Genomic DNA, 21,281 nt, shown 5'->3' with positions numbered 1-21,281 from the left:
CGACGAAGGGGGCCCACTGTCATGACGTCGAACTTACTTGCCCCGGCGGCGGCACTGCCACGCGAGGCACGCCGCTTCTGGTGGCTGGCTGCGCTTGCCGGCGCCGCCTATGCGCTGGCGTTGCGCGGCGCACCCTATGCGGACCAGGGCATTGCCAAGGTGATGCTGTGTGCGTTGTTGCTGTTCGCGGCGTTGTATCACCGGGTGCCGCGCGAGCGTATGGGGTTGTGTGCGGCCTTGATCTTTTCGGGCGCGGGCGATGTTCTGCTCGCGTCGCCGACCTTGGCGCAAGGCTTCGTCCTCGGGCTGGGCGCGTTCCTGCTGGCCCATCTCGCATATTTCATGCTGTTCTGGCGCTTGCGCCGCCGGTGGGGGCAGGTGCCCGGCTGGCATCGCGTCGCGATCGTGCTGGTGTGGGCGGCGGCGGCGTTGGCTTACGCGATCTACTGGCCCGGAATGGGCGAACTCAAGGCCGCAGTGGCGTGTTACGTGATCGTACTGGCGATGATGGCATCGGCGGCGCTGCTGGCTGACCTGCCGGGCGAATGGGCGGCCGTCGGCGCGCTGCTCTTCACGGTCTCGGATGCGCTTATCGGTACCACGCGCTTCGTCGGCCCCATCGTGGCGCAGGAATATGCCATCTGGATTCTCTATGCGCTCGCGCAACTGCTGCTCACGGCCGGCATCATGGCCGTGCGTTCGCCAGATCGGTCACAAACGGGTGGGACGTATGCGCGCCGTGACTGAAAATCGCGGTTGGGTCGTTGGCCGTCGGGTCGTGCTGCGCGTCGCGCTGACGCTTGGATGGCTGCTGGCCGCGGTGCCCGCGCACGCCGTCCCGTCGTTTGACGAAGTGCATCGGGACTGGCGCGCGTCGGACTGGATCTTGCTGGATCGTCACGGCGAACCCTTGCAGCGCCTGCGGGCCGACATGCAGGCGCAACGCGGCGATTGGGTGACGCTTGCCGATGTCTCGCCCGCCTTTCGTCAGGCGTTGATTGCCTCCGAGGACAAGCGCTTCTACGAGCACAGTGGCGTCGACTGGCGCGGCGTGGCCGCCGCCGCGTGGGGCAATCTCTGGCACACGCGCACGCGCGGCGCCTCCACGCTGACGATGCAATTGGCGGGGCTCCTCGACGACGATCTGCGCCCGAGCGCCCGCAATCGATCCATATCGCAGAAGATCGGTCAGGCGGCAACGGCGCTGTGGCTGGAACAGCGCTGGCGCAAGGATCAGATTCTCGAGGCGTATCTGAACCTCGTGCCGTTTCGCGGCGAACTCATCGGCATCTCGGCCGTCTCGCAAACGCTGTTCGGAAAATTCCCCAGCGGACTCGACGCCCGCGAGTCGGCGCTGGCCGTTGCGCTGCTGCGTGCGCCGAATGCACCTGCCGCACGTGTGGCGCAGCGGGCGTGCGGCATCTTGCGCGACATGGGGCAGGCGTCCAACTGCAACGGCCTCGACGGTTACGCGCTGCTCGTGTTCTCGCGGCCGGCAAGCGTGATGACGACGCGCGATGCCGTGGGCCTGGCGCCGCATTTCGCGCGTCGCGTGTTCAGCGCGAGTCGTCCGCCCGCGGGCACACGCATTGTCAGCACGCTCGACGCGAAGCTCCAGCGCATGGCCGTGACCACCCTGCGGCAGACGCTGCGCGAACTGGGCACGCCAGGACGTTCGCGCAACGTGCAGGACGGGGCCATTGTCGTCATCGACAACGCGAGCGGCGACATCCTTGCATGGGTCGGTTCCTCGGGACCATTGTCGGCGGCGGCGCAGGTCGATGGCGTCACGTCGCTTCGGCAGGCCGGTTCGACACTCAAGCCGTTCCTGTATGCCCAGGCGATTGCGGAGCATCGCATGACGGCAGCATCGCTCCTCGACGATTCGCCCATCGATCTGCCCACGGGCGGGGGCCTGTACATTCCACAAAACTACGATCGTCACTTCAAGGGGTGGATCAGTGCGCGCACGGCGCTGGCCTCGTCGCTGAACGTGCCGGCCGTGCGCACGCTCGTGATGGTCACGCCGCGCCGGTTCGCCCAGACGCTCGTCTCACTCGGCTTGCCGCTCACGCAAAGCGGCGACTACTACGGTTACAGCCTCGCGCTCGGCAGCGCCGATGTGACGCTGCTCACGCTCGCGAACGCCTATCGCGCACTCGCTAACGGCGGCACCGCCAGCGGTGTGAACGAGCGCATGCCGGACATGGCACGCACGCGCGGTGGTGACGCGACCAAAGCGCGTGGACGTGACATGACGCAAACGGCCGTCTTTTCGCCGCAGGTCAGTTTCATCGTATCGGACATGATCGCCGATCGACAGGCGCGCACTCGCACGTTCGGGCTCGACAGTCCGCTCTCGACACGCTACTGGACCGCCGTGAAGACCGGCACCAGCAAGGACATGCGCGACAACTGGGCCGTCGGATATTCGCGGCACTATACGGTCGGTGTCTGGGTGGGCAACGCCGACGGTGCGCCGATGTGGGATGTGTCCGGGGTATCGGGGGCGGCGCCGATCTGGCACCGCGTCATGGACTATCTGCATCGACGCACGGCGAGCCTGCCGCCCGCGCCGCCGCCCGGCCTCGAGCATGTTGCGGTGCAGTACTCGGCGCACATCGAAGCGGCGCGCGACGAGTGGTTTCTTCCCGGAACATCACAGCGCACGATGACGCTGTCAGCGCTCGCCACCAAAGCGCCAGGCGGGCCGCTCTGGCGAATTGCCGGGCCGCCCGACAGCACCATCGTTGCGTTGGATCCGGATATTCCGCCCGCGAACCAGCGCCTGTGGTTCCAGGTGGCCGCCGCGTGGCCCAAGGGCGCGGCGTGGCGGCTCGACGGCAAACCGCTCGCGGGCCGTGCGCGCGTGGGGTGGTTGCCGTGGCCCGGGCGTCACACGCTCGAACTCGTCGACGCTGCCGGAGCGGTACGTGACCGCGTGCACTTCGAGGTACGCGGTGCGACGCTCGACGACGGTAAGCGCATGCGCAATGCGAGTCGCTGAGCGCATGTGCGCTGTGTCGTGAATAATTTTTGATGCGGCAGACGCGTTCACGCGATGCAAGCTACACTGAAACGAGACCTGCCAATGCGTGACGCAATATGACGGCGACGAGTACGACGCTACCCGCCAATGACGCACGCCCCGGAGCGGAGACATATCGATGATCACGCTGGACGCGCGTCAAACCGCACAGTTGTTGCCGTACCCTCAGTTGGCCGACGGCATCGAGGCCATGCTCATGGAGATGCGCTCGGGCACCGCGCGCGCGCCAGAACGCCTGCATTTCGCGCTGAGTGAACCGGAGCGCGGCCGCCGCGGTGGTGTGCTGCTGGTGATGCCTGCCGCGAATCGCGATGTCGCGATGACCAAGCACATCACGGTGCATCCCGAGAATTGCCGCGTGGGCAAACCGTCCATCATCGGTGAGGTGATGGTGTTCGATCCGCACACCGGGGAGCGATTGATGTTGCTCGATGGGCCGACCATCACCGGTCGTCGCACGGCCGCCGTGACGCTGTTCGCTGCCCGCAAGTTTGCGCCGCGCCCCAAGGGGCCGGTGTTGATCGTTGGGGCCGGGGTGCAGGCGAGGGCGCACCTGGAGGCGTTTGCCGCCGGGATGGGGACGCGTCACTTCATGATCTTTTCGCGCAGCGCGGAGCGCGCCCACGCGCTCGCAGAGCACGCCGCAACGCTCGGTGTGGAAGCGACCGTGGTCGACGCGGTCGAGCCGGTGCTGAGGACCGTGAGCATCGTGATCACGGCGACGACCAGCAGCGACCCTGTGCTGCCCGACAGCGATGTGCTGCGCTGGCGCGACGACATCTTCGTCGCGGGGGTCGGGGCGTTCCGTCCGGATATGCGCGAGTTGCCGCCGCAATTGTGTCGCGACGCCGCTGTGCGCGGCACGCTCATCGTCGATACCTGGGAGGTCAAGCACGAAGCCGGCGATCTGCTGCATGCGGCCATCGACTGGGGACGTGCGGCGCCGTTGCTCGACGCCATCATCACCCCCGATCGCTTCCGTTCGAGCGGGCCGGTGATTTTCAAGAGCGTGGGCTATGCCCTATGGGATCTCGCCGCCGTATTGTGCGCACGTGCCAATCTGGCGAAGGACGGCGTGCCCGCCGCTTGATCGGACGGGTGCCGATGTGTGAACCGCGTGTCGTGTTCAAGCGGGCAGGGCGAAAGGCAGGCCTGCACAAGCGTTCGCGAGCCCTGGGTAACCGGGCCATGTCTCGGGCGTCATCACATGCACGGGTAGGCCGAGCGTTGCCTCGATGAGGTCGGCACGCATCACTTCGCTGGGCGTCCCCGTTGCGAGAATGCGTCCGTTGGCGAGCAACGCCATGCGGTCCGCGTGACGCGCCGCGAGGTTGACGTCGTGCACGATGGCCATCGCACCGAAGCCCCACGTCGCGGCAAGCTCGCGCGTGAGCGAGAGCAGGTGATGCTGATGCGCCAGGTCGAGCGCCGCTGTCGGTTCGTCCAGGAGCAGATAGCGCGGCACCGACGGTGCCAAGCCATCGTCGTCAGGCCATAGTTGCGCAAGCACTCGCGCAAACTGCACCCGCGCCCATTCTCCGCCCGACAGGGTCATCACGTCACGATGCAGCAACGGCAGCGCCCCCGCCCGTTCCAGCGCGCGCGTCGCGATTTCCGTATCGCTCTCGACGGTCTTGCCGAAGGCGTCCCGTCGGCGCGATCTCGGGAAGGGCAGCCGCCCCATCGTCACGATATCGAGTGCGCTGAACGGGAACGCCAATTGCGCCGTTTGCGGCAGCACGGCACGCAGGCGGGCCAGCGCCGCCGGGGCATATTGCCCGAGCGGTGCGCCGTTCAGCGTGATGTCGCCGCGCATGCGCGTGCGCGAGGGCAGCGGCTCGCCGGCCATCGCCTTGAGCAACGTGCTCTTGCCCGCGCCGTTGCGGCCGAGCAGCACGAGCAGTTCGCCGGGACGCACGTCGAGCGACAGGCCGTCGAGCACGGGCGAATCGGTATGGGTAATCGTAAGGTCGTGTGCACTGAGCATAGCAATGTCCTGTTTCGTCAGACCGGATCGATCAGTGTCATAGCCCGAACTGTCCTCGGCGGCGCCACAGCAGCATGAGGAAGAACGGGGCGCCGAGCAGTGCCGTGAGAATGCCCAGCGGCAGCTCGGCCGGTGCCACCCAGGTGCGGGCGACCAGATCGGCGAGCAACGCCAGGATCGCACCGAAGAGCGCCGCCGCCGGGAGCACGGCGCGCGGGTCGGGTCCGACGACCAGACGCACGATATGCGGCGCGATCAGGCCGATGAAGCCGATCATGCCGCTCGACGCGACCAGCGCACCGACGCACAGCGCGCACGCCACCATCACGCGACGCTTGACCGACTGCACGGCGACCCCGAGATGCAATGCCTCCGCTTCGCCCAGCAACAAGGCATTAAGCGAGCGGCACTGCGTGACGAGCGCGACGATCCCGAGCGCGACGGGCCATACGATCACGCCGAGCATTGGCCATTGCGCGCCGCCGAGACTGCCGAGCGTCCAGAAGGTGAGCGTGCGCAGTTGCGTATCGTCGGCGAGGTAGGTGAGCAAACCGATGGCTGCCCCCGAGACGGCATTGATCGCAATTCCCGCGAGCAGTAGCAAGGGCAAGGCGAGGCGGCCGCGCCCTGCGGCCAGACGGTAGACAAGCGTGGTGACGCCAAGCGCCCCGACGAACGCCGCCACCGGTAGCAGCCACAGGCCAAGCGACGCCGCGAGCGCCGCCGGAAGCAGGACGCCGCCGAGGACGATCACCCCTGCCGCGCCCAACGCCGCGCCGCTGGCCACGCCAATCAGACCGGGGTCGGCGAGCGGATTGCGGAAGAGGGCCTGCAGCGCGGCGCCGGCGGCACCGAAGCCCACGCCAACGAGAATACCGAGCACGATGCGCGGCAGGCGGATCTGCAACATGACGTTGCGGGCTTGATCCTGCGCGAGGTCGCCCGTGGCGCCCCGAAACAGCACGGCAATCGCTTCCCCGGGCGCAATGCGATAGGCCCCGCCGCACAGCGCAGCGAGAACTGCCACGGCGAGCAGGGCGCCCAGCGCCGTCATGACAATCCATCGTGGCGGACGGCGACGCACCGCGCTGGCGTGACCCAACACGGCGGGAACGGTCGCGGTGCGCCCTGCGTCGGCACGGTGTGACGGGGACGACTTCGGTATCGGAGGAGCGACTGACATGGTTTGTTGGCTGGCGATTGGCGGATTTCGGGATGGCACCGGCGCGTGCGACATCTCACACAACATCAAGCAACGTCGCACATTGCGCCGCAGCGTAATCAAGCGGCATGCACGCGTCGTGCCAGATCGGCAACCGCCTGCGGCAGACGCGGACCGAAGCCGAGCAGGTACAAGGCGTCGAAACTCACCACGCGTTTGGCGCGTCCGGCGGGCGTGTTCGCGAGCCCGGGTTGGGCGAGTAGCGTTGCGGCGGGATCGGTGGGCGTTGGCCCGGTCGTTGTCGTGAGCAGCACGTCGGGCTGGGCCGCGACCGCCGCTTCCGCCGTGAGCGGCCGGTAGCCGGTGAACCCGCGCAGCGCGTTCTGCGCTCCGGCGTAGGCGAGCATGGCGTGGGCCGCCGTGTCGTGTCCCGCCACCATCACCTGGTTGCCCGTGTGACCGAGGATGAACAGCACGCGCGGGCGGCGCGCGATGCCATACCGTTGTTCGATCTCGTCGCGAGCGCGCAGCCAGTCCGCGGTAAAGCGGCTCGCCACACGCGTGCCGTCGTGGGGCACGCGCAGGGCGGTGGCGACGGCGCGAATGTTGTCGAGCACTCGCTCGGCGGAATAGCCGTGCACGAAGCGCTCGACCGGCACGCCCGCCGCCGCGATCTGCGACAGCACATTGGGCGGGCCCGCCTCCGCGCCTGCGAGCAGCAGGTCCGGACGCAGCGAGAGCACGCCTTCCGCCGACAGGGTGCGCAGGTATCCGATCTTTGGCAGTCGCGTGGCCGCTTCCGGATACAGGCTCGTCAGGTCGTTGGCGATCATGCGATCCTGCGCGCCGAGCGCGTAGACGATTTCGGTGAGTGCGCCGCCCGCCACCACGACGCGCTTCGGCCCGTTCTTCCCCGGCGCGGCAGGCGTCGTCACGTTGGGCTGTGCCACGGCGACTCGCGTGCCCAGCCACGCGCCGGCGGCCAACGCCGTGCTGGTGATCAGCAGTGCGCGCCGCGCCGCGCCGCGTGCGTCGATTGGCCGGTTCACGCCGATGCCTCCATGACGTCTTGCGCGTCCCCCGCGCGCGCCGCATGCCTCACCCGTGTGAGCGTCTCGCGCCAGTCGTCGCGCTCGGCCTGCCCCGGCTTGCGCTCGCCAAAGAACATGGCGATGACCATTCCCGAGGCATCGAGCAGCTCCAGCGACGAGACGATGCCGTCCGCCGTCGGTTTGCGCACGATCCACGCCGAGTGGACGAGGTCTTCGCGCAGATGCAGGTTGAAGCCCGGATCGAGCACGTTGACCCAGGGACCCATCACGCGAATGGCCTTCACCGGGCCTGTATGGATCTGGATCATGCCCGCGTTGCCGACGAAGACCATGATCGGCAGGGCGGCGGCGGCGGCATCGTCGAGCAATGTGCGCACCGATGCCGCGCACACGCGTTGCGCGTGGCCTTCGGGGGCGAGGCGCAACGCTTGCGCGCGCGACACACGGTGACGCTTGAGCAGCTCGAAGAACTGATGCGTGTCGGTCATGGCGAGCCAGTCGCGCTGGAACGCGCCTGCGTCGATGTCGGCGTCGGGCGTCTCGGCCTTCGGCGCGTCGGCCGCGACGACGTGCTGACCCGGCGTCTGGTCGCTCGCGCGAAAGCGGGCGACGATGGCGTCGTACGCGGCCATATCGCTGTGATCGCGCAGGAACATCTTGTGCACCGCGGTGCCGGTTTTGTCGAAGAACTGCAACGAGCGGCGCGCGCCGCTATCTGCTGGCGTTTCGACGGCATATCCGTACGCCCATTGGTGATAGAAGAGGCGCAGGTCGAGGTCTTTACCGAGTCCGAGGCCGATTGTGCCGGTGTGGGAGAGCTTTTCGTACTGTCCATCCTTTTCGTGAACGGCAGCATTGTTGCGTGTGAGCGCCATGACGCGCCCCAGCGCGGGCAATGCCTCGACGATCTCGATGAACTCGGGACGCAACCGCACGACGTGCTCGCCGACGAAAGCGGCGACCGTCTCGCCTTCGGAGACGCCCAGGGCGGCGGCGGCATCGCGATCGCGCAGGTTCCGCTCGGTCTTCACGCGATGAAATTCGCTGCGCAGACGGGAGACGTCGGCGAACGCGGGGAATGCCGGGCGGGCGGCGGCGCTGGCGGAAGGGGTGTTTTGCGTATTCATCATGACGATTCCTTTGTGGCAGGGTGGCTTGCGTTGGCTGGCATGCGCTGGCGGAGATAGGAGAATCCGGGGCGTGTCGCGCCAGCACGACCTTGACGTTCGATGTGGTCGATCAGTACTGCAGCTTCAGGCTCATGGCCACGCTGCGGCCCGGGGCCGAATAGGCGTCCTTGATCGTCGAGTTATCGGCGAGGCTGCGCACGTCCGACCAGTTCCAGTACTGGCGGTCGAACACGTTGTAGACGCCCGCATAGACCGTCGCGAACTTGTTGATGCGATAGCCGCCCGACAGGTCGAGCGCGAGCGCCGACGGTGGCGCCCAACAGTTCTGGTTTTGTCGCGTGCCCGAGGTGCAGGTCTTGGCGATCTGGCTTTCCGACTTCGCGGCCTGGAAGCGCAAGTCGGCTTGTGCGAACCACGTCGTGTTCGGCTCGTAGCGCACGCCGAGCACCATTGAGAACGGATTCACGGTGTTCAGCGGCTGGCTGGCGCCGCCGTTGTCTTGCGTGGTGCCGTGCGTGTAGGCCATGGCGGTGCGCAGTGTCACGCCGCCATGGAGCGCCCACGTGGCACGGCCTTCCCAGCCCTGGATGCGGGCGCGGTTGTAGTTCACGTACTGGTAGATGAGCGGATCGCTCGGGCGGCCCGAGCCACTGATGTTTTGCTGCGAGATGAAGTTGCGGTAGTTGCCCGCGAAGATCGCAGTGCTGTAGGTGACCGGGCCGAGCGTGGTGGCGAGACGACCGCGCAACCCCAGCTCGACGGTGTCGCTGGTCTCGGGCTTGAGGTTCGGGTTTGCGATCGACATGTAGCCGTAGATCGGATTCGAGAAGCCGTTGTTGACCTGGTCGGGCGTTGGCGTGCGAAAGCCACGTGCGTACTGCACGTACGGAATCAGCGACGGTGCGATCTCGTACATGATCGCCAGGCGCGGCGAGAAGGCGCCATCGTTCGACGAAGTCGGTTGAACACGTGTGCCGGACGCCGTCTGCGACACGTACAGCGGATCGTTCTGCTTCGGCGATAGCCAGTAGGCGTCGTAGCGAATGCCGGGCGTGACGGTGAGTGCGCCATAGCGGATCTCGTCCTGGACAAACGCGCCGAAGAGCGTGTAGTCGGTGTCCGGGAACGCCTTGTTGGGGAACGACTCGCCCATGCCCGGCACGGTGCCGTCGCGATAGCTGGTGATGTAGGCGAGGCTCGCATCGGTGCCGTACACGAGCTTGTGGGCGAGCGGGCCGGTCGCAAAGTGGCTTTGCGCTTGCAGCGACCCGCCGACAGTACGCTCCTTGTACGTGTTGTCACGTGTGCGGTCGCCTGCCGTGCGCTGCTCGTACGCGTACTGATTGTTCTTCGCGTCCTGGAAATACAGCAACGCGTGCGCGTTCTGGACGTAGGCTTGCGAGGCGTCGTTGAAGTCGTAATCGAGGCTGACGCGGTGGCGTTCGAGACGGTCGCTCGTGTTCAGGCCCAGCGTCGTTGGCGGATTGACGGCCGACAGGACGTTCGAGTCCACGCGACGGCGCACGGTCTCGCCCGTGAGCTTGAACGTCGAGCGGGGCGTGGCCTTGAAGACCAGTTTGCCGAGTACGGAGTCGCCGTGACTGTCCTGTGGGTTGGCCGTCGTGCGCGAGGTGCTGGCCGAGTTGTTGGTTCCCTTGCTGTCGAGTTCGTGGCCCTTGTTGCCATCGACGATCACCATGCCTTGCCACTGCTCGCCACCCCAGGCGGCCTGCGCCGTCGTGCCGAAGCTACGGTCTATCGAGTTGTAGTAGGGACGCAGCGAGAAGTAGGTCGACTTGCCGAACACATCGAGCAGGTCTTGTGGGTCCTTGGTGAGGAAGTTGACGACGCCGGTGAGTCCGTCGCTGCCATAGAGCGACGAGGCGGGGCCGCGCAGGATTTCGATGCGGCGCAGCACATCCATGCTCATGTAATCGCCGCGCCCGGCTTCGAGCGGGCCGAACGCGTAGGCGGACGGCATGCGGATGCCGTCTTCGAAGAGCGCCACGCGGTTGCCTTCGAGGCCGCGGATGTTGATGCTCGAATTGCCGTCGCGACCGCCGCCGGCGGCGGCCGAGGCGGGACGATACGGCGCGCGGCGCACCGTGACACCGGGCTCGTAGCGCAGCGCTTCCTTGATGTCCTGCGCCTGCTGCTCTTCGAGATCCTGATCGGTGATGACGGAAATGGACGCCGGTGTGCGTTCCGCTTCGGTGGGGGTACGCGTCGCCGTGACGTTCACCTCGCGCAGATTGGCTTCGGCGAGCTGCAACGGTGCGTTGGGCGATCGCTGCGCGAGGTGAATCGTCTGGGCCGGCTTGGCCGGTGGACTTGAACCCTCGGGCGGGGCCTGCTGCGCGACAGCGGCAGGCAACCAGAACGCGGCAATCACCGCGCCGGCAAGCGGGTGCAGACGCCGACGCGGCTCGCACGCCTGTTGGCGTTGCGAGTGTTCGGCGCGAATGCTGTCGCCACGAATGGCGTGGATGGACCCGTTGGCGCCGTATTCCCGGCGCGTGGACATGACAAAAGCGCGGCCCCCGCCGCTTGACGACTGCTTCACTGCTGGCTCCCAGAGCAAGAAAACCCCGTTGCTGGCTGGCAAGCGCTCGTGGCAATGGTCGTGTCCGGCGTATCGTTAGCAACGCTCGGGAACACGCCGGCAGGCGCGGCTGGCGAAAGATTTCGTCCCGCCTGACCGCGAATAATCGGCCTTGGGACGATGATGATAAATAAGAATCATTATCATTGTCGTCGTGGAAATGGTGGCGCGTCAAGTGTGGATGTCGCGCGATGTCAACAAATGGGAAGGCGAGGACAGATTTCCGTCTTACGTTGCGCTGTCCGTCAGCTTCACGGGAACGAAGAGTTGATGCGTCAGACATTTTTTGAGAAATCGCTCTGCATCAATGCTGCACCGGCCGAATACGCAGTACGTCGCCATGAACTCCGCATGTGAGAAGTCTTTGCCTCGCAACGCACGAACAATATCGAAGCCGCTGTCGTTCATCCGGAGAACCGCGAACGCCTTGGGATTGAACAAGCAGCGGTCGAGCGAACGTAGCCGTCGAGCGCGGCTGGTTTAAGCCATCGGCGAAGTTGGTTCAGTGCCCACAGATTTGCTTGCCGTTCGCTAGTCTTGTTAGAAGGCGTTTGCGTGGGCGACGCTCGCAACGTATTCGTTGCGAGATGTCCCAATTCGTGAAGCTTTACGAAGCGGTTCAACGCCCACGGAAGATTGCCATTTGCGATGATGGAGACGCCATCTGCTTCGTGAAAGACAAGCGCGTTCCCCGGCAATTCATCACCGGATTTTGCCGTTTCAGCGCACAAGGTTTCGTCCGTAGCCTCGGAAACTGCGGCGGTGTTTTCGCTCGACATATAGCCCCTCCAAAAGTGAAAAACTTGGGGGGCCGTTATGGGCACTCTCGTACTGAGTGGTTGCTATAGGCTCTTAGAAATCCAGACGTCTTGCAACAGGGAATGTTCCGATTTGCATCGGTGTCTTAGCTGGTCAAATCGGCAGGCTCGTATCGAACTTGATCTCACGCAGCACGACGCTCGTCTTCACGTTGGCCACGGCGGGCAGACGGAAGATGTGTTCGTGCAGGAACGCGTCGTAGGCCTTGATGTCCGGCGCCACGATCTTGAGGATGTAGTCGGCCTCGCCCGTGGTGCTGTAGCACTCCGTCACCTCGGGGCAGGTACGGATCTCGCGCTCGAATTGCTCCGTGCCGCCCTCCGTGTGGCGGGTGAGTTGCACGTGGGCCAGCGCGCATACATGCAGGCCGAGCTTCTCCCGGTCGAGCAGCACCGTATAGCGCTGGATCACGCCGCTTTGCTCCATGTCCTTGATCCGCCGCCAGCACGGCGTTGCCGACAGGCCCACGTTATCGGACAGCTCCTGCGCCGAGCGGCGCGAGTCGATCTGCAACAGACGCAGGATCTGACGGGCAAAATTATCGAGTAATTCCATTTCAAAAAATCGCCTTTTGCGAAATGAACGTTTCTTATTGTGCGCCAAAAGGAGTGAAATAGTAAAAATCTTTCTCCTGCCTCCCCATACACTGCTTGCATACCGACGCGTTGCCGCACGATGCGATCACGACGTCGAGACGAACAGAACAAATGCCCCCGAAGCACGGTCGATGCCGCTCTCAGATGGATCTGGTGCAGGCCGCGGGGATCAGGAGAGACACCATGAATGCCCCCATGCGCGCCGCCCCCGCGACGCCGACGGCCAATCCCCTGGCCCATCCCGACTACCAGCTCTCCGACGCGCTCACGGCGAGTCGCGGTCAGATTTTCCTGACCGGCACGCAGGCGCTCGTGCGCATCCTGTTGATGCAGCATCAACTCGACGCTGCGCGCGGCCTGAACACCGCCGGCTTCATCAGCGGGTATCGCGGTTCGCCGCTCGGCGGCGTGGACCAGCAGTTGTGGAAGGCGACGAAGCTGCTCGATGCGGCCAACGTCAAGTTCCTGCCCGCGATCAACGAAGAGTTGGGCGGCACCGCCGTCATGGGCACGCAGCGCGTGGAGGCTGACCCCGAGCGCACCGTCGAAGGCGTGTTCGGCATGTGGTACGGCAAGGGCCCGGGCGTGGACCGCGCGGGCGATGCGCTCAAGCACGGCAACGCTTACGGCGCGTCGCGCCATGGCGGCGTGCTCGTGGTGGCGGGAGACGACCACGGTTGCGTGTCGTCGTCGATGCCGCATCAGAGCGACTTTACGATGATGTCGTGGAGCATGCCGGTGCTCAATCCGGCCGACATCGGCGAGCTCGTCGAATTCGGTCTCTATGGCTACGCGCTGTCGCGTTTCTCGGGCGCCTGGGCGGGTTTGAAGGCCATCTCCGAGACGGTCGAGTCGCGCGGCACCGTCGACCTCGACAAGATCCGCACGGACTGGGTCGAGCCGCCCGACTACGTCGCGCCCGCAGGCGGCCTGCACAACCGCTGGCCCGATCTGCCGAGCCTGGCGCTCGAAGCGCGCCTGGCCGACAAGCTCGACGCGGTGCGCGCCTTTTCGCGCGTGAACAGCATCGACAAGTGGATTGCCCCGGCCCCGGCGGCCGACATCGGTATCGTGACGTGCGGCAAGGCGCATCTCGACCTGATGGAGACGCTGCGGCGCCTGGACCTGACCATCGACGATCTCGCGGCGGCCGGTGTGCGCATCTACAAGGTGGGCCTGTCGTTCCCGCTCGATATGTCGCGCCTGGACACATTCGTCGCCGGTCTGAAGGAAATCCTCGTGATCGAGGAGAAGGGGCCGGTCGTCGAGCAGCAGATCAAGCAATACCTCTACAACCGCACGACGGGCACGCGCCCGACCGTGCTCGGCAAGTCCGATGCCGACGGCCGCGCGCTGCTCTCCGCGTTGGGCGAGTTGCGTCCGTCGCGCGTGTTGCCGGTGTTCGCCGAGTGGCTCGCGAAGCATCGCCCGGCGCTGGATCGTCGCGAACGTGTGGTTGATCTCGTGGCGCACGACATCCTGTCGAATGCGGCCGACGGTGTGCGCCGCGTGCCGTATTTCTGCTCGGGTTGTCCGCACAACACGTCGACGAAGGTGCCCGAAGGCTCCATCGCGCAGGCCGGTATCGGGTGTCACTTCATGGCGTCGTGGATGGATCGCGACACCACGGGGTTGATCCAGATGGGCGGCGAGGGTGTGGACTGGGCCGCGCACTCGCACTTCACCAAACGTCCGCACGTCTTCCAGAACCTGGGCGACGGCACGTACTTCCACTCCGGCCTGCTCGCGATTCGCCAGGCCGTGGCCTCGAAGGCGAACATCACCTACAAGATTCTCTACAACGATGCCGTGGCGATGACGGGCGGCCAGCCGGTCGATGGGTCGATTTCGGTGCCGCAGATCGCGCGCCAGGTCGAAGCCGAGGGCATTGCGAAACTCGTCGTGGTGAGCGATGAACCGGAGAAGTACATCGGTCACGAAGGCCAGTTCCCGAAGGGCACGACGTTCCATCACCGCAGCGAACTCGACGCCGTGCAGCGCGAGTTGCGCGAGATCGCCGGCACGACCGTGCTCATTTACGACCAGACGTGCGCGGCCGAGAAGCGTCGTCGTCGGAAGAAAAACGAATTCCCGAATCCGGATCGACGTCTGTTCATCAACGAAGCCGTATGCGAGGGCTGCGGCGATTGCGGCGTGGCATCGAACTGCCTGTCGGTCGAGCCGGTGGAGACGGCGCTGGGACGCAAGCGTCGCATCGACCAATCGTCGTGCAACAAGGATTTCTCCTGCGTGAACGGCTTCTGCCCGAGCTTCGTGTCGGTCAAGGGCGCGCAGTTGAAGAAGGCGCTTGCCGCCGCCTTCGACCAGGCGGCCTTCGAAGGACGTCTGAACGCGTTGTCGCAGCCGACTACGCTCGCGGGCGATGCGCCGTTCGACATCATGGTCACGGGCGTGGGCGGCACCGGCGTGGTGACGATCGGTGCGCTCATCACGATGGCGGCGCACCTCGAAGGCAAGAGCGCGTCGGTGCTCGACTTCATGGGCTTCGCGCAGAAGGGCGGCGCCGTGCTGTCTTTCGTGCGCTTCGCCAACACGCCGCAGGCGCTCAACCAGGTGCGTATCGACACGCAGCAGGCCGACGTGCTGCTCGCCTGCGACATGGTCGTGGGGGCGAGTGCCGATGCGTTGCAAACCGTGCGGCGCGACCGTACGCGCGTGGTGGTCAACACACATGCGATTCCGAACGCGACGTTCGTGCAGAACCCTGACGCGAATCTTCACGCCGACGCGCTGCTCGAGAAGATGCGTCACGCGGCAGGCAACGACAAGCTCGATGCCTGCGACGCCCAGGCGCTCGCGCAGCGTTTCCTCGGCGACACGATGGGCGCGAACATCATCATGCTCGGCTTCGCGTGGCAACTGGGGCTGGTGCCGGTGTCGCTGCACGCGCTGCAACGGGCGATCGAATTGAACAACGTGGCGGTGCCGATGAACCAGCTTGCGCTGGCAATCGGGCGGCTGGCGGCCGGGGACCCGACAGCGCTGACGCAGACGGCGGCCAAGGCCACGCCGACGCCGGTACATGCGCCGGTCGCTGACGACATGACGTTCGATGCCCTCGTCGCGCATCGCGTGGCGTTGCTGACGCAGTACCAGAGCGCGGCGTATGCGGCGCAGTTCGCAGGTTTCGTGAAGCAGGTGGCCGATGCGGAAACGCGAGTGGCGGGCGCGCCTGGCCGCTTGTCACGTGCCGTAGCGCAGCAGCTCTCGCGCCTGATGGCCTACAAGGACGAGTACGAAGTGGCGCGACTGTATGCGCAAACCGATTTCGCCGACGCGTTGGGCGAGACCTTCGAGGGCAAGCCGGGGCGCGACTTCCGTGTCGAGTTCCATATGGCGCCGCCGCTGGTCGCGCGCGGCAAGGACGGTGCGGTGCCGAAGAAGGTGACCATTGGGCCGTGGCTGTGGCCGGTGCTGCGCGGCATGGCGAAGCTGCGTGGCTTGCGCGGCGGTGCGCTCGACGTCTTCGGTTACACGCTGGAGCGCCGCATGGAGCGTCAGTTGATCGCAGACTATCGCGCGACGCTGGAACGCGCGTTGGCAGGCCTGTCGGCCGACACGTTGGCCGATGTGATCGCGCTGGCCGAAGCGCCGGCGAAGATTCGCGGCTACGGTCATGTGAAGCTGGCGAACCTGGCGATGGCCAAGCGCGTCGAGGCCACGATTGCGGCGCGGCTGAACGTGACACCCGCTACGGGCGATGCCGTCGAGCAGGCGCTGGCGCACGCACGCAGCAGCGGCAAGTCGCTCAAGGGCATTCCGGTGGTGACGGCGCGCTGAGCGAAACCCACCGGTTTGCACCGGCGTTGACGTACCCAAACGGGGGCTTCGGCCCTCGTTTTTTCTGGGCACGCCAAATGTCGTTGCGCCTTGCGACGGGGCCGTTTCTGTGCCGCCGCTGCGCCGACGCGCTACCATTCGGGGTTACGGCTGACGCAATAGGGTGAACCGGATGCCGACGGCGGCGTTGCGACGGGAAGCCGTCCACCGCGCGCGGGGCATCGGGGCTCGCCATAAGTGATTGATTACGGAGAGGAAAATGAGTGTTTCGAAGGCGCCTGCGGATCGCAAGGTGATCCTCACGGGTGACCGCCCGACGGGGCCGCTGCATCTGGGCCACTATGTCGGCAGTCTGAAGAACCGCGTGGCGTATCAGCATGAGTACACGCAATTCGTTCTGGTCGCCGACGCCCAGGCGTTGACCGATAACACCGACGATCGCGGCAAAGTGCATCGCAACGTCTCGGAAGTGGCGCTCGACTATCTCGCCGTCGGTATCGACCCCGACGTGACCACGATCTGCGTGCAGACCTGGTTGCCCGAACTGACCGAACTCACGTTCTATTACCTGAACCTCGTGACCGTGGCGCGCCTGGAGCGCAATCCCACCGTCAAGCAGGAGATCGGCCTGCGCAACTTCGAGCGCGATATCCCGGCCGGCTTCCTCACGTATCCGGTGAGCCAGGCGGCCGACATCACGGCATTCCGGGCAACGCTCGTGCCGGTCGGCGAAGACCAGTTGCCGATGATCGAGCAGACCAACGAAATCGTGCGCCGCCTGAATCGTCTGGCCGATCGCGAGATCCTGGTCGAAGCGAAGGCGCTGGTGCCGCCGATCGGGCGTCTGCCGGGCATCGACGGCAAGGCCAAGATGAGCAAGTCGCTGGGTAACGTGATCAACATTTCGTCAACGCCGGACGAGATCCGCGCTGCCGTCAAGAAGTGCTACACGGACCCGCTGCATCTGAAGGTGGAGGATCCGGGGCATCTGGAAGGCAACGTGGCATTCGCCTACCTCGACGCCTTCGACGAAGACAAGGAAGGCTTGCAGGCGCTCAAGGATCACTACGTGCGCGGCGGTCTGGCCGACTCGAAGGTGAAGGCGCGTCTGGAGGAGCGGTTGCAGGAGATGCTGCGTCCGATGCGTGAGCGTCGCGAGGCATTCGCGAAGAACCCGGAGTATGTGTGGGACATGCTGCGCGCCGGTACGGAGCGTGCGCGCGAGACGGTCTCGCAAACGCTCGAGGACGTGCGCTCTGTCTTTGTTACGCCCGGGTGGAAGAAGTAACGTCGCTCGGGCGATATTGCCAGGCGTAAGCAAGCAGCCCGAAGGTGGGCTGCTTTTTCATCGCCGTGGGATCATTGCGGCTGCTTTGCGATCTTCCCGTCCTTGAAGACCCAGCGAATGCTTTCGCCCTGGCCCGTCAGCACATCGATGGATTCGAGCGGATTCCCATCGACGACCAGCACGTCGGCCAGCGCGCCCGGTGCGATCACACCCAGCTCGCCCGCGCGATTCAGAATCTCCGCGCCGATGACCGTCGCCGAGCGAAGCGTCTCGGCGGCACCCAGTACGTCGGCACGGATCGTCAGTTCGTCGGACTGGTACTTATGCATGTCGCCGAGCAGGTCGGAGCCGAAGCCCATCTTCACGCCCGCGTCGCGATAGATCGAGAGCGATTCGCGACCGGCGCGCTGCACGCTCTCCACCTTCGCCACGGACTCGGGCGGCAGGCCCAGCGACGCGCCGTCTTTTGCCAGCGCATCGTAGGTGACCAGCGTCGGCACGACATAGGCCCCTTTCTCGGCCATGAGCGTCGCGGTCTCGGCGTCGCACAGATTGCCATGCTCGATGGTGCGCACGCCGCAGCGCACCGCGCGGGCTATTGCCCGCGGGGTGTAGGCGTGGGCCATCACGTAGGTTTGCGCCGCTTCGGCTTCGGCGACCGCCGCACGGATCTCGTCTTCCGAATATTGGGTGTTGGCAATGGGATCGACCGGCGACGCCACGCCTCCCGAGGCCATCAGCTTGATCTGCGTCGCGCCCTTCTGAATCTCTTCGCGCACGGCGAGGCGGATCGGATCGACGCCATCGACGACGCGCCCGATCGCACCCGCGCGAAACGCGCACGAGCACGGCTCCAGTATGTCGCTGCGGGGGCGGAAGTCGCCGTGCCCGCCCGTCTGCGAGAGCGCCTTGCCCGACGGGAAAATGCGCGGCCCCGGAATCACACCCTGCTCGATGGCCTGTTGCAGCGCCCAGTCGGCGCCGCCGGCATCACGCACGGTCGTGAAGCCGCGATTGAGCATGCCCTGCATGATCGGCAGCGACTTGAGCACGGTGAGCACGTTCGGCTGGCTGGCGTTCGTGCCGAGGTTCGGATGCGAGGCGAGCACGTGCACGTGGCAGTCGATCATGCCGGGCATGACGGTCTTGCCGGTGACGTCGATCACCGTCGCGCCGTCGATGTCGAGCGGCGTCGCGCTAAGGGCCGTAATGCGATCACCGTCGATAACGACATCGTGACGCTCGAGCAGACGGCCGGCGGCTGCATCGAGCACATTGCCGCCGCGAAGCAGGGTAACGGACATGGGGGGATTCCTTGAAAAATGCAAAAGGCGCGCCGGTGAGGGCGCGCCTTGACAACAGGGGACTCAGGCCTTGGGCAGCGGCTTCACGAAGCACGTGCCGACGAGGCTGATGGCCGCCGCGACGATCACGTAGATGGCCGGTGCCATGTTGCTGCCCGTGCGGGCAATCAGCCACGTGATGATGAGCGCGGCAAAGCCGCCGAAGATCGTCACCGCGAAGTTGTACGCCACCGACAGCCCCGTCGAGAGCACCTTCGCCGGGAACAGCTCGGAGAACGCCGCGAGAATCGGACCGGTATAGCAAGCGATGAGCAGGCCGAACACGATCTGGAACGTCAGCAGCGAGTGCAGGCCCGGCGCGACGTTCAGGTACGTGAACATCGGCCACGCGAGCAGCAGGATCAGCAGGGCCGAGCCCGACAGGAACGGCCGACGGCCGTAGCGATCTGCCAGACGTCCCACGACCGGTGCGAACACGAGGATCATCGCACCGCCGACCATGCCGGCCGTGAAGCCCTCGGACGCCTGCAGCTTGAGCACGCGCTGGGCATACGTCGGCATGTAGAACAGCAGCACGTAGGTGCAGATCGTCCACAGCACGACCATGGAGAAGCTGGCGAGGGTCTCGCGCGGATACTGCGAGAACACGTCGCGCAACGGCGTATCGGACTTCTCGGCATGCTGGAACGTCGGCGTTTCGTCGATCTTGCTACGGATGTAGAAGCCGACCGGTCCGATGAGCATGCCGACGAGGAACGGCACACGCCAGCCCCACGACACGAGCGACGCGTGATCCAGCTCGGTGGTCACGAACGTGCCCACGGCGGCGCCAAGCAACACGGCAAAGCCAATGCTCGACTGGATCCAGGCCGAATAGTAGGCGCGCTGGTTGGCGGGCGCGTATTCGGTCAGGAAGGCCGTTGCGCCGCCCATTTCACCACCGGCCGAGAAGCCTTGCAGCAAACGCGCCAGCACGATGATGAGGGGGGCTGCCAGACCGATCTGATCATAGGTCGGGGCCAGCCCGATCATCGCGGTGCCGGCGGCCATGAGCAAAATGGTGAGCGACAGGGCCGCCTTGCGGCCCACGCGGTCGGAATAGATGCCGAGCACGATGCCGCCGACCGGGCGCATGAAGAAGCCCACGCCGAACGTTGCCACGGCCAGCAGGAACGACGACAGGTCGTCGCCGGTGGGGAAGAATTGTTTCGCGATGATGGCCGCGAAGAAACTGTAGACGGTGAAGTCGAACCACTCGAGACCATTGCCGATTACCGTCGCCACGATCGCGTGACGGCGCTGGCGGGCCAGGTTCTGTTGAGGCACTGCTAAGGTCGCCTGCATCTGAGTCTCCCGGAGAATGGGTGGCGTCCGTTGCGTGCCTTGCGACCACGTCATGCCGGTAATACGCCTGCTTTTATGTCGGATCACGTCAGCGCTCCCGTCGGGACCGGCAAACGTGCGCGGATAGGACACAAAGTAGTTCAGACAAAATGACAGGCCAAACGAAAATTCCGCATGTTGTCATGCGTGCAGCGCATGGCAACTTCCGACAAGTCACCTAATCGCTATGAAGGGAAACGAGATTCCGCGTAGATCCAGTTGCGGAAAATTCGCGCTGCGGCATGCTCATGGCGATCGGCAGGCCACACGAGGTAGTAGCCGCCGCCCAGGCTGGCGGACGCATTGCAGGCGGGCACGAGCAGGCCGGCATCGAGGCAGGAATCGATCATGTGACGCCAGCCCATGACCAGCCCGCCGCCCGCGATGGCCATCTGCACGAGTAGCGGATAGTAATTCGCGCTCACCATGCGCGGAAACTTCGGCGTGTTGACCCCTTGCAGCTCGAACCAGTCGGGCCATGACATCCACTTGCGCTGGCCGTCTTCGATGAAGAGTAGCGTCTCGCTGACGAGATCGGCCGGCGTGAGCTGGCGTCCGCGCAGATAGGCGGGGGAGCACACGGGAAATACTTCCTCGTCGAAGAGCCGTCGACCGGCGAAGTCCGGGGGCAGGTCGTTACGCACGTAATACACACCGAGATCGAACTCCGACGCGGACAGCGACGTAATGCCGTCTTTCACGATCACGCGGATCTTGATATCCGGGTGCGCGGCGCGAAATCGCGTGAGTTGCGGTGTCATCCACAACACGGCGACGCCCGACGAGCAGGCCACGGTGAGTTCCAGGTCGCCGCGCCGTTTCATCAGGTCGGCGGTGGCTTCGGCGCACTCGCCGAGCAGACGCTGGATCTGTTCCGCGTAGCGTTGCCCGGCCACCGTCAGGCGCAGCGTGCGATGCTCGCGCGTGAACAACGCGCGCCCGAGGAATTCCTCGAGCTGCGCGATTTGCCGGCTGACGGCGCTCTGCGTGAGATTGAGCTCGACCGCGGCCCGGGTGAAGCTCGCGTGCCGCACGGCAGCGTCGAAAGCAATCAGGCAATGCAGCGGCGGCAACGGCGAGATGGGCATGCGCGGCGACGAGGTGAAGG

Annotated in this window: 15 protein-coding genes; 5 read left to right on the top strand and 10 right to left on the bottom strand. The window is 65.6% G+C overall.

Going from position 1 to position 21,281, the window contains the following annotated elements; genetic code table 11:
• Window positions 1-21 precede the first annotated feature (21 nt).
• The 3 genes from PTE31013_RS00155 (at window position 22) to PTE31013_RS00145 (ending at window position 4,139) form a co-directional block, all read left to right on the top strand.
• Window positions 22-747: a lysoplasmalogenase gene (locus tag PTE31013_RS00155; protein WP_150610827.1), complete on the top strand. Its 726-nt coding sequence runs from the start codon at window positions 22-24 to the stop codon at window positions 745-747.
• Window positions 731-3,007: a penicillin-binding protein 1C gene (gene pbpC / locus PTE31013_RS00150; protein ID WP_150610826.1), complete on the top strand. Its 2,277-nt coding sequence runs from the start codon at window positions 731-733 to the stop codon at window positions 3,005-3,007. Before PTE31013_RS00155 ends, pbpC begins: the two co-directional genes overlap by 17 nt.
• 160 nt (window positions 3,008-3,167) lie before the next feature.
• Window positions 3,168-4,139: a delta(1)-pyrroline-2-carboxylate reductase family protein gene (locus PTE31013_RS00145; protein WP_150610825.1), complete on the top strand. Its 972-nt coding sequence runs from the start codon at window positions 3,168-3,170 to the stop codon at window positions 4,137-4,139.
• A gap of 36 nt (window positions 4,140-4,175) precedes the next feature.
• On the opposite strand, the gene PTE31013_RS00140 is transcribed toward PTE31013_RS00145, so the two are convergent.
• The 7 genes from PTE31013_RS00140 to PTE31013_RS00110 all read right to left on the bottom strand — a co-directional run bounded on the left by PTE31013_RS00140 (window position 4,176) and on the right by PTE31013_RS00110 (window position 12,356).
• Complete coding sequence (locus tag PTE31013_RS00140; protein WP_150610824.1) at window positions 4,176-5,036, bottom strand: heme ABC transporter ATP-binding protein; 861 nt, start codon at window positions 5,034-5,036, stop codon at window positions 4,176-4,178.
• A gap of 37 nt (window positions 5,037-5,073) precedes the next feature.
• Window positions 5,074-6,219, bottom strand: coding sequence for a FecCD family ABC transporter permease (locus PTE31013_RS00135; protein WP_246173838.1), 1,146 nt, complete (start codon window positions 6,217-6,219; stop codon window positions 5,074-5,076).
• 98 nt (window positions 6,220-6,317) lie between these two features.
• Complete coding sequence (locus PTE31013_RS00130) at window positions 6,318-7,247, bottom strand: heme/hemin ABC transporter substrate-binding protein (RefSeq protein ID WP_150610822.1); 930 nt, start codon at window positions 7,245-7,247, stop codon at window positions 6,318-6,320.
• Complete coding sequence (locus PTE31013_RS00125; protein ID WP_150610821.1) at window positions 7,244-8,380, bottom strand: hemin-degrading factor; 1,137 nt, start codon at window positions 8,378-8,380, stop codon at window positions 7,244-7,246. The genes PTE31013_RS00130 and PTE31013_RS00125 overlap by 4 nt, the downstream gene beginning before the upstream one ends.
• 109 nt (window positions 8,381-8,489) lie before the next feature.
• A complete protein-coding gene (locus PTE31013_RS00120; protein ID WP_246173836.1) occupies window positions 8,490-10,904 on the bottom strand; it encodes a TonB-dependent hemoglobin/transferrin/lactoferrin family receptor in 2,415 nt (804 codons plus the stop codon).
• Window positions 10,905-11,386: 482 nt separating this feature from the next.
• Window positions 11,387-11,761: an ImmA/IrrE family metallo-endopeptidase gene (locus PTE31013_RS00115; protein WP_150610820.1), complete on the bottom strand. Its 375-nt coding sequence runs from the start codon at window positions 11,759-11,761 to the stop codon at window positions 11,387-11,389.
• A 133-nt stretch (window positions 11,762-11,894) separates the two neighbouring features.
• Window positions 11,895-12,356, bottom strand: a complete 462-nt coding sequence (locus PTE31013_RS00110) for an Lrp/AsnC family transcriptional regulator (RefSeq protein WP_130027606.1) — start codon at window positions 12,354-12,356, stop codon at window positions 11,895-11,897.
• A gap of 224 nt (window positions 12,357-12,580) precedes the next feature.
• Here PTE31013_RS00110 and PTE31013_RS00105 point away from each other — a divergent pair, with 224 nt between their 5' ends.
• Window positions 12,581-16,198, top strand: coding sequence for an indolepyruvate ferredoxin oxidoreductase family protein (locus PTE31013_RS00105; RefSeq protein WP_150610819.1), 3,618 nt, complete (start codon window positions 12,581-12,583; stop codon window positions 16,196-16,198).
• A 259-nt stretch (window positions 16,199-16,457) separates the two neighbouring features.
• On the top strand, window positions 16,458-17,486 hold the full coding sequence (gene trpS, locus PTE31013_RS00100; RefSeq protein ID WP_150610818.1) for a tryptophan--tRNA ligase: 1,029 nt from the start codon (window positions 16,458-16,460) through the stop codon (window positions 17,484-17,486).
• Between the two features lie 71 nt (window positions 17,487-17,557).
• Here the strand turns inward: trpS and PTE31013_RS00095 are convergent, their stop codons facing one another.
• From PTE31013_RS00095 to PTE31013_RS00085, 3 genes are all read right to left on the bottom strand, one after another.
• Entirely contained in the window at window positions 17,558-18,790 is a 1,233-nt protein-coding gene (locus PTE31013_RS00095) for a metal-dependent hydrolase family protein (protein WP_150610817.1), read from the bottom strand.
• A 63-nt stretch (window positions 18,791-18,853) separates the two neighbouring features.
• Window positions 18,854-20,134: an MFS transporter gene (locus PTE31013_RS00090; protein ID WP_150610816.1), complete on the bottom strand. Its 1,281-nt coding sequence runs from the start codon at window positions 20,132-20,134 to the stop codon at window positions 18,854-18,856.
• 224 nt (window positions 20,135-20,358) lie between these two features.
• Window positions 20,359-21,261 carry a LysR substrate-binding domain-containing protein gene (locus PTE31013_RS00085; RefSeq protein ID WP_150610815.1) on the bottom strand — a complete coding sequence of 301 codons (903 nt, stop codon included), beginning with the start codon at window positions 21,259-21,261 and terminating at the stop codon, window positions 20,359-20,361.
• Window positions 21,262-21,281: the final 20 nt, after the last annotated feature.

Source organism: Pandoraea terrigena, from assembly GCF_902459705.1.
Taxonomy (GTDB): domain Bacteria; phylum Pseudomonadota; class Gammaproteobacteria; order Burkholderiales; family Burkholderiaceae; genus Pandoraea; species Pandoraea terrigena.
The sequence above is the reverse complement of the archived record's forward strand: the minus strand, read 5'-3'. Positions and strand labels throughout refer to the sequence as shown.

Coding starts and splice junctions, on each gene's coding strand:
- PTE31013_RS00095 (WP_150610817.1), bottom strand. CDS start 18,790: ATGTCCGTTACCCTGCTTCGCGGCGGCAATGTGCTCGATGCAGCCGCC.
- PTE31013_RS00110 (WP_130027606.1), bottom strand. CDS start 12,356: ATGGAATTACTCGATAATTTTGCCCGTCAGATCCTGCGTCTGTTGCAG.
- pbpC (WP_150610826.1), top strand. CDS start 731: ATGCGCGCCGTGACTGAAAATCGCGGTTGGGTCGTTGGCCGTCGGGTC.
- PTE31013_RS00125 (WP_150610821.1), bottom strand. CDS start 8,380: ATGATGAATACGCAAAACACCCCTTCCGCCAGCGCCGCCGCCCGCCCG.
- PTE31013_RS00140 (WP_150610824.1), bottom strand. CDS start 5,036: ATGCTCAGTGCACACGACCTTACGATTACCCATACCGATTCGCCCGTG.
- PTE31013_RS00145 (WP_150610825.1), top strand. CDS start 3,168: ATGATCACGCTGGACGCGCGTCAAACCGCACAGTTGTTGCCGTACCCT.
- PTE31013_RS00090 (WP_150610816.1), bottom strand. CDS start 20,134: ATGCAGGCGACCTTAGCAGTGCCTCAACAGAACCTGGCCCGCCAGCGC.
- trpS (WP_150610818.1), top strand. CDS start 16,458: ATGAGTGTTTCGAAGGCGCCTGCGGATCGCAAGGTGATCCTCACGGGT.
- PTE31013_RS00105 (WP_150610819.1), top strand. CDS start 12,581: ATGAATGCCCCCATGCGCGCCGCCCCCGCGACGCCGACGGCCAATCCC.
- PTE31013_RS00120 (WP_246173836.1), bottom strand. CDS start 10,904: ATGTCCACGCGCCGGGAATACGGCGCCAACGGGTCCATCCACGCCATT.
- PTE31013_RS00155 (WP_150610827.1), top strand. CDS start 22: ATGACGTCGAACTTACTTGCCCCGGCGGCGGCACTGCCACGCGAGGCA.
- PTE31013_RS00135 (WP_246173838.1), bottom strand. CDS start 6,219: ATGTCAGTCGCTCCTCCGATACCGAAGTCGTCCCCGTCACACCGTGCC.
- PTE31013_RS00115 (WP_150610820.1), bottom strand. CDS start 11,761: ATGTCGAGCGAAAACACCGCCGCAGTTTCCGAGGCTACGGACGAAACC.
- PTE31013_RS00085 (WP_150610815.1), bottom strand. CDS start 21,261: ATGCCCATCTCGCCGTTGCCGCCGCTGCATTGCCTGATTGCTTTCGAC.